This is a genomic window from uncultured Porphyromonas sp., from assembly GCF_938039215.1.
Classification (GTDB): domain Bacteria; phylum Bacteroidota; class Bacteroidia; order Bacteroidales; family Porphyromonadaceae; genus Porphyromonas.
The window spans coordinates 43,060-55,726 of record NZ_CALHVI010000049.1; the positions used below are offsets into that span (position 1 = coordinate 43,060).

At 53.0% G+C, this 12,667-nt stretch carries 8 protein-coding genes and 1 pseudogene; 8 read left to right on the forward strand and 1 reads right to left on the reverse strand.

Features of this window, described 5'->3' with window-relative positions:
- Positions 1-52: 52 nt before the first annotated feature.
- From Q0336_RS06590 to Q0336_RS06625, 8 genes and pseudogenes are all read left to right on the forward strand, one after another.
- Positions 53-1,315 (forward strand): MFS transporter, encoded by a 1,263-nt coding sequence (locus Q0336_RS06590; protein ID WP_298526853.1) that lies wholly within the window; start codon positions 53-55, stop codon positions 1,313-1,315.
- 46 nt (positions 1,316-1,361) lie between these two features.
- The gene (locus Q0336_RS06595; RefSeq protein ID WP_298526856.1) at positions 1,362-2,504 is read left to right on the forward strand and encodes a glycosyltransferase family 1 protein; all 1,143 of its coding nucleotides are present in this window, start codon (positions 1,362-1,364) and stop codon (positions 2,502-2,504) included.
- 1,176 nt (positions 2,505-3,680) lie between these two features.
- Positions 3,681-5,699 (forward strand): annotated as a pseudogene (locus Q0336_RS06600) (P-loop NTPase fold protein); the annotation flags it as partial.
- A 118-nt stretch (positions 5,700-5,817) separates the two neighbouring features.
- Positions 5,818-6,297, forward strand: a complete 480-nt coding sequence (locus tag Q0336_RS06605) for an NfeD family protein (protein WP_298526858.1) — start codon at positions 5,818-5,820, stop codon at positions 6,295-6,297.
- Between the two features lie 15 nt (positions 6,298-6,312).
- Positions 6,313-7,290, forward strand: a complete 978-nt coding sequence (locus Q0336_RS06610) for an SPFH domain-containing protein (protein WP_298526861.1) — start codon at positions 6,313-6,315, stop codon at positions 7,288-7,290.
- 210 nt (positions 7,291-7,500) lie between these two features.
- A complete protein-coding gene (locus tag Q0336_RS06615) occupies positions 7,501-7,629 on the forward strand; it encodes a hypothetical protein (protein ID WP_298526863.1) in 129 nt (42 codons plus the stop codon).
- 29 nt (positions 7,630-7,658) lie between these two features.
- Positions 7,659-8,327, forward strand: a complete 669-nt coding sequence (rpe, locus tag Q0336_RS06620; protein WP_298526866.1) for a ribulose-phosphate 3-epimerase — start codon at positions 7,659-7,661, stop codon at positions 8,325-8,327.
- Positions 8,275-10,062, forward strand: a complete 1,788-nt coding sequence (locus Q0336_RS06625) for a ComEC/Rec2 family competence protein (protein ID WP_298526869.1) — start codon at positions 8,275-8,277, stop codon at positions 10,060-10,062. Before rpe ends, Q0336_RS06625 begins: the two co-directional genes overlap by 53 nt.
- 131 nt (positions 10,063-10,193) lie before the next feature.
- Here the strand turns inward: Q0336_RS06625 and Q0336_RS06630 are convergent, their stop codons facing one another.
- Positions 10,194-11,927, reverse strand: a complete 1,734-nt coding sequence (locus Q0336_RS06630; protein ID WP_298526871.1) for a phosphoenolpyruvate carboxykinase — start codon at positions 11,925-11,927, stop codon at positions 10,194-10,196.
- Positions 11,928-12,667: the final 740 nt, after the last annotated feature.

Genomic DNA, 12,667 nt, shown 5'->3' on the forward strand with positions numbered 1-12,667 from the left:
CTCTCTGTGGGCGTCGTCGTCTCCTTTATACCACTAGCTCTACACTACACACATGCAGACCTCCATCAAGCTACGCCTGACGGTGATGAACTTCCTCCAGTTCGCTATCTGGGGGGCTTACCTAACCTCTATGGGGCGCTATCTCGGCGCTGCAGGCTTCGGCTCCGAGATAGGTAACTTCTATGCCATGCAAGGCTTCGTGTCGCTCTTCATGCCCGCCCTCATGGGGATCGTCGCTGACCGCTGGATCCCAGCTCAGCGTCTCCTAGGGCTCTGCCACTCGATCGCTGGGGCTCTGATGCTAGCTCTCTTCGCCTACACACAGACAGCACAGCCCGAATATCCTATCCTCTTCACCATCTATTCGCTGAGTGTCGCCTTCTATATGCCTACGCTAGCGCTGAGCAACTCCGTCGCCTATTCTTCTCTGGAGCAGGCGGGGCTAGATCTAGTGAAGAGCTTCCCACCGATCCGTGTCTTTGGGACGGTAGGTTTCATCTGTACGATGATTGCTGTAAGCCTTGTAGGTGTTGAAGCTACCAGCGGACAGTTCGCTGTCTCCGGCGGTATTGGTCTCCTCCTAGCGCTCTATTCGCTGACGCTCCCCCACTGCCCTACGGCTCCCAAGGGACAGAGCAAGAGTCTGGTGGAAGCCCTCGGCCTACGTGCCTTTGTCCTCTTCAAGGAGCGGAAGATGGCGCTCTTCTTCATCTTCTCGATGCTCCTCGGTGTGAGCCTGCAGATCACCAATGGCTTTGCCAATCCCTTCATCAGCACCTTCGGCGAGATACCTGCCTATGCGGATACCTTCGGGGTGAAGCATGCAAACATCCTCATCTCCCTCTCCCAGCTCTCTGAGACGCTCTGTATCCTGCTCATCCCATTTGCCCTGCGTCGCTTCGGTATCCGTCGGGTGATGCTCATCGCTATGACGGCTTGGGTACTGCGCTTTGCCCTCCTCGGTCTCGGTGACCCAGGTAGTGGTGTCTGGCTCTTCCTGCTGAGTATGATCGTCTACGGGGTAGCCTTCGACTTCTTCAATGTCTCGGGTTCGCTCTTTGTGGACAAGGAGACCGACCCCTCCATCCGCTCTAGTGCGCAGGGGCTCTTCATGATCATGACCAATGGGATTGGGGCTACGCTCGGTTCGCTCGGTGCTCAGGCGGTGATCAATCACTTCGTCCACTCCGAGCACGACACGACGGCGATCCTCGCTGGCTGGAGCATGAGCTGGTATGTCTTCGCCGCCTATGCTGCGGTGGTGACTGTGCTCTTCGCCCTCCTCTTCCGCTACAAGACGGAGACCGAAGCCTAACGCCCTCCCTCTCCCCCACGAATCTCCCTTCATCTCCCTCCTGTCGATGAATATCGCCTTTGATGCCAAGCGTATCACGCACAACGCTACGGGACTCGGGAACTACAGTCGCTTCGTGCTGGACATGCTCACGGAGTTCCGCCCCGAGAATCGCTACCTGCTCTTCTCTCCCTCCACGGGCAATCCAGCGCTCTACAAGTCCCTCCTCTCCCATCGCTCGGTACGCCTCATCACGCCGCATCGGGCGCTGGCCTTCGCTGGGGGGAATATCTGGCGCAACTTCTCCGTCCCTCGCCAATGTCGCACCCATCAGGTCGACCTCTTCCACGGGCTCACCAACGAGCTCCCCGTGGGGCTCTATCGGGCACAGCGCATCGGCACGGTCGTCACCATCCATGATCTAGCGTTCATCCGCTACCCGCAGTTCTACAAGCCCATCGATCGTCTGCTCTACCGCAAGAAGTATGGGGCTTCGGCTCGCCATGCGGACCACGTGATCACGGTGAGCGATCAGACCCGTCGGGATGTCATCGATATCTTCGGGGTGGATGAAGATCGTGTGACCACCGTCTATCAGGGGTGTTCCGAAGCCTTTGCTCGTGTGACTCCCGAGGACGAACGACTCGCACGCCAAGCCCTCAACCTCCCCGAGCGCTACATCCTCTTCGTCGGTAGTATTGAGGAGCGAAAGAACTTAGCCCTCATCGTCGAAGCCCTTGCCCAACTCCAGGACAAGGATATTCATCTCGTAGCCATCGGACGTAAGACTCCCTACGTGCAGACCGTCGTCGACCGAGCTCGTCGCCTTGGGGTGCTCTCCCGTGTCCATCTACTGCATGGGGTGGGAAGTCTCCTTCTGCCTGGGGTCTATGCTGGGGCGAAGGTCTTCGTCTACCCTTCACGCTTCGAAGGCTTTGGTATCCCACTGATCGAAGCGCTGAATGCAGGTATCCCCGTCATCGGCGCTACGGGCTCCTGTCTCGAGGAGGCAGGTGGGCCCAGCAGTCTCTACACCGATCCCAACGATGCCACGATGCTCGCAGGGCTCATCGATCGGGTACTGATCGACATCTCCCTCCGCCGTAAGATGATCGAAGAGGGGCGCACCTATGTCGAGCGCTTCTTCCCAAAGCGTCTAGCGAAGGATCTCTCCTCGGTCTACGAGAATGTCCTCTTGACCTACGAATAATCCGCCTCCCCTCCCTCACCAAAGGGTCGGCCCTTCTCCTCGGGAAGGTGCCGACCCTTTTTCTTTTTCATCCTTCTCCCTAGTTCCTTCCCGTCTTCCTCTCACCCTCCTCCTCACCCTTTACCTCAGCTCACTTTCCTCTTCTCCCTCGCTTACCTACGGAGCCCAACAACCCCGACCTCTACACCCTCATCCTGCGCTCCTTCCCCCACTCCAATAACCCTCCAAAAGCGACCTACCGTAGGTCGCTCTTAAAACCTACTGTAGGTCGTCGATGCGATCCACGGTAGGTCGTCTTACCGACCCACCATAGGTCGCTCCGACGACCCATGAATGGGTCGCTTCGGTTACCCATTATGGGTACCTCTTGTTACCCATGAATGGGTCAAGTTCAGACACAGCTTTAGATCGCCCCTATTCCGCCCATAATTACTCTATGAAAACACTAACTTTACCCAAAATAACACGATCATACTTAGCTCCTCCACCCACATATAGCGTCCCATACTGATGATACCTACACCTACTTCCAGCAAGACTGAAAAGCAAGCCAGCCCCCTAGCTACACTCTTAGCCTACATCCAAAGACCGTGGCATCTCTTATCTATTGTTGCTCGATGGATGCGTTTGATGCTGACAAAAGATAATCTATGGGCTTATCTTCGGAGACACTGGCGACTTTTGGCTTTGCTCATCCTTTATATCTTCTTTCGCCCCACTTTCGAGGAGAAGCTAGCTTCACTTCTACAATTTTTTGATCCTAGTTGGGGTAGTTTTATTGTCTGGCTAGGTGTTATAGGGATCCTTATAGCCCTAGTTTGTACTCATAGCCTTGGATATGAGTGGTACCTCTTTAGCCAAAAATATTCAAAGTCGTTTGTGGCGATCTTGTTTGGACTATGGGCTTATTATCATTGGGGTAAGGTTGAAAACTATGAGATAATCCCGACTCCGATACCCGGTGTCTACTACATGGATATTTTCTTAGTCGTATCTGGTTGCCTGCTAATTGTTAGAGTGAGATCTTATCGAGAAGAGCGAGGTAGACAGCGTGAGCTAAGAGTAAGAATGAGGCAAGCGCCTATCGATGCTATCAAGGAGGGCTACCAAATAGATCAGCCCATTACGCCTGAAGATGAAGATTTATTAGGGAGATGAGGTGAGGCTGAGTCCCTTGCTGAGAAAATATTCAAAACAGATACGTCAAAGGGTGCCTTTACTTTGGGGCTAACGGCTCCATGGGGGGCGGGGAAAACTTCCTTCATGTTAGTGATGAGGGAATATCTGAGGAAGAAGCCTTCTCAGGAAGTGATTGTGATGGCCTTTAATCCTTGGATGTACCGTAAGGCTCCTAATCTGACACAAGTCTTCTTCGAGGAACTTAGTCGCACCCTTGCTCCCTACAATTCAGATCTCGCGTCGGCCTTTATCCGCTATGTTAGGAGCCTCTTGGCGCAAGAGAGTAATGCTTGGCTACAGCTTGTAGGACGTCTTTTGCCTCAGGAATCTAATGAGAAGAGTATTACTGAGCAGTATGACTCCTTAAGTCAAGAGATCTGTAGGTTAGGACGGAAGATATTCATCTTCATTGATGATGTAGATCGCCTTGAAAGCGAAGAAATTATTGAACTCTTTTGTCTAGTGCGTAATATCTCCTCCTTCCCCAGTATGAGCTATGTCCTCGCCTATGACAAGGTGTATGTAATCTCTCAGCTCAAGAGAAAGGGCTTTGACGAACAAACGGTCAGCTACATGGAGAAGATTCTGCAAGACGAATATCCACTGACCAAGATTACTCCCGAGCAATTAGAGAAGGCTTTCATGGATGACCTTACAAAGCTCGATCCCATGTATGCTACCTTAGCTAATCGTATTAGATCTTCAATTGCAATTGTCGACTATCTCCCTACGATTAGGGCTGTCAAGCGTATCAGAAATACTCTTTTGTCGGTTCGTAAAAAGCTTGAAGGAAATATTGACCTCTTTGATTGGTTTATTTTCGAGTTAATACGAATTCAATATCCTCGTCTATATGATGATTTAAGAGAGAGATTTTGGGAGAAGGTTGATGTTAAAGATGAAGTGCATGTAATATTGAAGTACGGGAAGGTAGAACAGTATTTGTCTGATAATAAAAAAGAGTTTATGATAGCAAGGGTGGATCTCCCCCTACATCTAATGTGGGTGCTATGGGGAATAGGAAGGAGGGTCGAATATGGACAGGCTAATCATAAGTCTTGTGTTAATAGGTATTTTTATGGGACATTATTAGGAGGAGAAATCGATGAGTCTGAGTTTCAAAGATATATAGGTTTACCTTTTGAAGAGCTTAAGCAGTATGTTAATCAGAAGCTTAAGAATATGCAAGGGGAAGACTTTTATCATAAGATTAGGCGAGAGCGTATTGATAGCAAAGAGAAGGTAGAGAGGTTCCTTCTTGTAGCTTTTTACGTGGATTCTTTTAGATTGTTTTTTTCTCGTAAAGAGATTGATGGATTGATCAGAGAACTCAAGGAATATATTGTAGATGAGGGGCCGCTAAAAGTTAAGCTAGAGGAGGTCTTTAGTCGCACCGATATTCAGGTGGGGGTACTTCTCTATCTTAGTATGAGTACAATGGATGTGGAGGATGAGGAAGGCTCATACCCCATGCCATTTTCTCCACGTGAATTAAGAACTATAAAAGAGGATATCTTTTTAAGATATGTGGAGATGAAGAATCCGTTTGATCCCATTGCTTGCTATCTCCTTTGGAGAGAGTGTCGATCTTATTATTATGAGAGAAGTGATGATGAATTTGGATTCCCTCAGCAGGCCATTTCTTCAGTATGTCATCATAGAATGGACAAGGAGATGAAGGCTATCATAGAAAAGCATGTGGAACAGCTAATCCCTTATTTTGTGCGTCCATATCGCTCTGGATATAAGCTCCTGCCGCCAGATCCTATTTGGGATATCGATAGAGGGGGGCCGACGTCATCTATTGGTTACTTCCCTGAATTTATTTTGAAGCTAGATGGAAGTTCTTCGCCTATTATCAAGGAGTTTCAAGCGTTTCTTCGAAGTTGGATCAAGATTGAAGAAGATATGAGAATGGAAGGAGAAGAAGGTGGGCCCGCATGTATAGGATTTAAGTTTAAGGATATTGCCCCTTCTGGTATTGCTCCAATATTAAGGGTTGAGGACTACGCATAGATGGAGTATCTTTCTCTATTTCATTCTCTCACCATCCAGCCTTACCTTCTGGTGTTCTAGGAATAGTAGCGGAGATTGGCTAACTTTGCTTCTACTCCTTTAGTCTAAGGCAAATACTATGTTTGAGATCCTCTCACTCTTCCCCGTGTGGCAGCTGTGGCTCGTCGCTGCATTGCTACTCTTTGCACTGGAGGTCATTACCCCAGGCTTTATCTTGGCCTGCTTTGGGCTGGGGGCCTTGCTGGCTATACCTGCAGCCCTCTTTGAATGGAGCTGGCTGGTGCAGATCATCTGCTTCTGTGTGGGTAGCCTTGCGGCACTTTGGCTCCTTCAGCCACTGATGTGCCGATGGTTCTCCTCGCACGATGCGAAGACGGGCATGGATGCCCTCATCGGCAGGCAAGTCTTTGTCACGGAGACCATCCCTGCAGGTGATGCTGGCGGACGTGTCGCCGTCGATGGCGACAGCTGGCGTGCCGTCACTCGCTCGGGTCAAGACCTACCCGTGGGACAAGAAGTGCGCATCGTCGGCTACAAGAGCGTCATCCTTGAGGTCGAGCCCGTCCATCACAGCATTCACTCTACTCTCCATCCTTAAATACTCGCTACACCTATGCCTATCGAGCTGATCATCCCAGGCATCCTCGCCATTCTGGCGGTCGTCACCATCTACAAGGGGCTCTGTATCGTCCAGCAGTCGCAGACGGTCATCATCGAGCGTCTGGGGCGCTACTACCGCACCCTTTCGTCGGGTGTGAATATCATCATCCCCTTCATCGACCGTCCCCGTCCCATGCGTTGGCGCTACACCTTCCCTGGGCCCAACGGTCAGACCTTCGTTCGCTTCACCGAGATCACGAACATCGACCTGCGTGAGACCGTCTATGACTTCCCTCGCCAGAGCGTGATCACCAAGGATAACGTCGTCACGGAGATCAATGCGATCCTCTACTTCCAGATCGTCGATCCCATGCGTGCGATGTATGAGATCCAGAACCTCCCCGACGCGATCGAGAAGCTTACCCAGACGAGCCTACGTAATATCATTGGTGAGATGGACCTCGATGAGACCCTCACCAGCCGAGATACCATCAACAATAAGCTCCGCATCATCCTCGACGAAGCCACGAACAAGTGGGGAGTCAAGGTCAATCGTGTCGAACTGCAGGACATCAATCCTCCACGCGATATCCGTGATGCCATGGAGAAGCAGATGCGTGCAGAGCGTGACAAGCGTGCGCAGATCCTCAACGCCGAAGGGCAGAAGGAAGCTACGATCCGTGAGTCCGAAGGGCGCATGCAGCAGGCGATCAACCATGCCGAAGGGGAGCGCCAAGCTCAGGTACTCCATGCTAAGGCAGAAGCTGAAGCTAAGCTGCTCACTGCCGAAGCTGAAGCACAAGCTATTCGCAAGATCGCCCTTGCTGTCGAGGGCTCGGGTGCTAATCCCGCACAGTACCTCATCGCTGTACGCTATCTGGAGACGCTGAAGGAGATGACTTCGGGCAAGGACAACAAGACCATCTACCTCCCCTACGAGGCTTCGGGTGTCCTCTCTTCGCTCGGCGGGATCAAGGAACTGCTGAAGTAGTGAGGCACTAGCTAGTCCAGCTCCTTAGCTCGCTAGTTTTGCCCTCCAGCTTTCGCTCCTTCCCCCTCCCTTCCCTCTCCTCCTTTCCCTCTGATCGCTCCCCAAGCCAAACAATAGAGCTCCCCACGAGAGCGTTATATCAGTGCTTCGAGAGGCTCCATCCTCGAGCACTCGAAGCACTGATATTCATTACCCTAACCCCAGTTGCTTATGACACAAACCTACTCCCGTACAGACAAAGAAAAACTTGATCTTATTGCCCGTACAGCCTTCGAGCGCACACAGCCTCGGCACCAAGAGACGCTGCGTCAGCTTCGCCTCTTAGCTGCGCTCCTCTAGTCCCCTCACCCCCCTCATTCCCTATCCCAATGAGTAAGCGACAGGCGATCGTATCGCCTTCCCTCCTCTCGGCCAACTTCCTGCGTCTGGAGGAGGATGTACGCCTCATTAATGAGAGCGAAGCCGATTGGCTACATATCGATGTCATGGACGGGGTCTTCGTACCCAACATTTCCTTTGGTTTCCCTATCCTTGAGGCTATTCGCCCCTTGATCAAGAAGCCTCTGGATGTGCATCTCATGATCGTAGAGCCGATGAAGTTCGTCCGTGAGCTCGCAGCCCTCGAGGTAGACACGATGAATGTCCACTACGAAGTGAGCCCCCACCTGCACCGCTCCATCGGAGCGATCAAGGACGCAGGCATGAAGGCTGCCGTGACACTCAATCCACATACGCCCGTAGAACTCCTCACCGACGTCCTTGATGAGTTGGATATGGTGCTACTGATGAGTGTCAATCCTGGCTTTGGAGGTCAGAAGTTCATCCCCCGCACCGTAGACAAGGTGCGTCGCCTGCGTCAGATGATCGACGAGCGTGGTCTCAAGACGCTCATCGAAGTGGACGGCGGGGTCAATGCTAAGACCGGAGCCGAACTCGTCGCTGCAGGTGCCGATGTCCTCGTGGCAGGGAGCTATGTCTTCGCCCATGAAGACCCCAAGGCGGCCATCCATAGTCTCAAGGAGCTCGCTCGCCTCTAGAGTCCGAGCAAGCTACGAGCGAGGACGGCTAAGAGAGATCCAAGATCATTGGCTCTCTAGCCCCATTGTCCGCCTCTTAGCCCTCCTGATCACGGGCTACCTCTCGTATGAAATCATCCCCCATCGCTGGCTAAGCTTCGGCTTAGCTATCGGTGGGGGATGTGCTTTTGTCCTAGGTGCACTAGCGAGTGTGCTGGGTGGTGCTCTAGGGGAGCTTGGAGCACAGCGTCGGCTTACTCGAGGCTTGCGCCTTGGGCTCTATCTTCTCCTCGTGCTCTCATCTCGTCTCTACTATGCCCATAGGCTGGAGCAAAGTACGGAAGGGGTCTTCCCTATCGGGGAGCGTATCACGGCTATTGTCGAATCACAAGATGCACCTTCGGAGGTGATCGGGGGTACAAGTGAAGTACACAGCAAAGCTTCCGAGAGCGCAGTATCGGGAGGTGTAGTAGAAGGAAGTGAGCAACAAGGGAGTGTGCCACAAGGGGGCTCTGTGGATATGAGCCGTCAGCAGGGTGCACGCCTACTAAATGTTCGGCTATGCTCCGCCTCGGGTCCGTTGTCTCTTCTACTTCTCTCACTTCGCTCTGAGTCGGGGGAGGATGTGTCTGCCCTGCAAGTGGGGGATACGCTTGCCTTCCGTCTCCGCTGGGTGAGCTATACTCGGGATCTCCTTGAGAGAAGGCCGAACTATGGGCGCTATCTCTTGAGTCTTGGCGCTGTCGGTAGGGGCGAGGGGGAAGTAGTTCATGTTCGCCCCACGACTTCTATGGCGCTCCTTGGCTCTAGCCCTCGAGGGTTAGCTCTTCGCCTTCGGGATCAACTTGCCTCTCGCCTCATGGCGACTCCTCTTCGCCCTGCGACGAAGCGCCTCCTCCTTGGGATGACGCTTGGGTTGGTCTCACACGATGCTGAGGGTCGAGCTCTTCGGCAGTCGTTTGTCCGTGGCGGTGTCGCCCATCTTCTAGCGGTCAGTGGCTTCCATCTAGCTGTCATCGTTGGGGCATTTGCCTTGCTCCTACGTGCTATCCCGATGCTCCGAAGGAAGGAGCACTTACGCTGGGGACTACTGCTCCTTGTCGCTTGGGGCTTCACTCTCATCTCGGGCTGTAGCGTGCCGACACTGCGAGCCTCGGGGATGCTGACGATCTACGCAGGGGGACGGATGCTTCGCCGCCCTATGAGCTTCGCTGAAGTGATCGCTCTACCAGCACTCTTGCAGCTAGCCCTTAGCCCACTGAGCCTCTTTGGGGCGAGCTTTCTCCTCACGTATTTAGCGCTGGTGAGTATTCGCCTCTTCTATCGTCCGATCTGGGGAATGCTGGGGAAACTTCACCATCCACTCATGCGCTATCTCTGGGGGTGTCTTGCGCTGACACTTGCTGTCCAGCCCATACTCTTCCCTCTGTGCCTGTACCTCTTCGGTGGCAGTTCGATCGCTTATCTCTGGACGACGCTCTTGGTGCTCCCGCTGGCGACATTCCTCATCCCAGCAGGGCTCTTACTTGGGGTCGTTGTCTCGCTGGGTTACGTACCTCCGATGCCCACCCTCTGGCTGATTGACGAGGGTGCTTGGCTTATGTATGAAGGGGTCGGCTGGGCAGAAGGGCTTCCCATGCTTCAAGTGAACCTTCCCCTCTCGCTGGGTGCTCTGCTAAGCTACTATACCTTGCTTCTCCTCCTTTCCCTGCTTATCTCCGCTCTTCGGGATAAGCCCGCTCCCATCGCAGGCTAAGCATAGCTAGATATAACGAAGCCCCCCAGCATAGGTCGTCCTATGCTGGGGGGCTTCTCTGTATGTGTTGCTAGAGACTAAGCTGAGGAGCTAAGGGTAGGGCTGTATCCGACCCTTCACCCCACCGAGGGTTAGTCTTCGTTGATCATGCTGAAGAGCTCTTCGGCAGCTGCACGAGGACCGGTCTTCGTCAGGCCTTCGACAGCCAGACCGGTGTGCATCTCCCCGACCTTGACATGGCTATCGAAGAGGGCTGTGAAGAACTGACGGATCAGCTGACCTGCCAGCTCCTGCTCCTGCACGGGGCCGAAGGGGTTGGCGAAGTACGACGTGACTAGTCCCTGCTCGGTCGTCGTCCCCTTGGCACGGCGAGCACCCGCTTCGAAGATCTTGATCGCTTCTTCCTTATCATCGAAGAGGCTGATCTTCTTATCTGCATCCTCGTAGTTATTGGCATAGAGGAAGTAGTCCACGGGGAAGCCCTTCGAGATCAGTTCGTAGGTCGAGATGGGGATCGTGACGCGGGCATTGACCTTGTCGGGGTTGGTGTAGATACCTCGGTCAAGCTGACTGAAGGCATAGGTAGGATCGAGGTCGTCGGTACGGACGAAGGCACCGATCTCTGTCCCATAGGCACGGACGACACCATCTTCGCCGAGGCGGAGGAAGCCCATGTCGTCGAAGATGACACGCATGTGGCGGATATACTTCTCATTGAGCGTACGGAAGGCTTCGAGGCTTTCACTCTTCCCTGCACCGCTGTCGCCCATGATGATGATGTTCGCCTCACGGCCATTCTTGAGGATGATATTGACCATAGCGCCGTGGATGGGGAGGTTGCCACGGCTCATCTGCTTGAGGTTGTGCAGCGTGAGGAGCATCTTCTTCATGTAGCCGAAGTAGTCGATCTCATCGCAGTAGTTGGCGTAGCCGATGAGGATGTCGTTCTTCTTGTCCTTGTAGTAGAAGGTGCGCTTCTCTTCGTGTCCGTCGGGGTAGCCGAAGATGTAGATCATATCGGGCTTCTTACCGACGTACTCATCTTCCTTGGCGAGCTCGAAGAGGTTGGCTAGCCCGAGCCCGTGGCACATGAAGTCCTTGTGGAAGTAGACGAAGGCCAGTAGGTCACCCACCTTGGCTGGGTAGAGGAACCATTCATCCTCGTTGAGGATCATGTTCGCTACGGGGTTGATCGTATGCTCACGGAAGATACCGTCACGGGTATTCTTCTTCGTATAGGTGACGTAAGGAGGGTTGATGACGATGGAGTTGATGAAGGGGATGGCGGAGAGTCCCTTGTACTCCATGGGGTAGTTCCATGGGGCATCTAAGAGGATGAGCCCCGCGTTGGCTCCTGCGGTCGTCTGACGATAGACGTTGCTAGCGAAGCCATTGACGACTTCCTTCGTGCGGCGGTAGATGGAGAGGATGAGCTCATTGAAGAGTTCGTAAGCCTGGACGAAGCGTACATTCTGCACCCCATCGCCCTGACGCTGGTTGTGGACGACGGCGATACGCTCCATACGACGCCAGTAGTGGTAGAGGAGTTCGACGACTTCGAGGAAGAGGTCACGATCCTTGAAGAAGGGCGCATACTTATTGTTGACCTCGAGTATCTCGTCGACGTCGCAGACGCTTATTAGGCGGATGACCTCCATGAAGTCACGGATGAGCTCGTCTTCATCACGGAAGCCTAGGATGAAGGCATCATAGATGACAGGGTTGTCCTTACGGAGCGAGGCGATGAAGGACTCGACGACACGCCCATAGGCGTAGCTGGTGAGGATCTTGCGGCGATTGTCGCAGTACTTCGAGGTGAAGTTGATGATCGCTCGACCACGGTTGAGGGTGAATTCCTGTAGCATTTCTTATAGGATGGTTAATAGCTGAGTAATGAACTACTCTGCTACAAATATAGATAAACTTCTTTAATTGGTCCTAGAGTCTAGTTATCCTTGTTTTTCGCTGTTTCGATTGGATGGCTAAATGGTTGTTATTTGTTGCTGTGGATGGGGCTAGCCGTTGGGCTTGAGGGAGCAGATCTACACCTCGTATTGTCTGCTCGGTGTCTACGCAAACGTACGAAGAAAGGCGAAGAAATACAAGCCTTTACCCCCGACCAGAGCAAAATACCGAGCGGTAGGTATTTGCCCACTTGCTGTATCCTATTTCTCCCACCGAATGAGGCGATAGGGAGAGCCGCTTGAGCCCCGAAGAGAAGAGCTCCCAACCGAAGGATTTGCTTCGTCGTCGGAATGGATGTCTCGCTTCGTATTCGCTCCTTGCTCGACCCTAGATCTCGTACTTTAGAAGCCTCCTTCTACACCAGATCATCCGCCCTCGTTTTGCGGAACCTCGGGGAGGAAAAGCATGGAGAAGCAATGCGCTTGCTCATCACCTCGTTTCTACGGGTGCTTCCCTGCTAAATTTTCCTCTGACCTGATCGCCTCGAGACCGCCTAGTGAGAGCCCCCAAATAAAACCTACTGTAGGTCGCACTGACGACCTACAGTGGGTCGCCTTGACGACCTACGGTAGGTCGTTTTGCCGACCTACCGTAGATCCCTTTAGCCCCCTTTCCCGAGCCCCCCCTCCGAAGGCATACT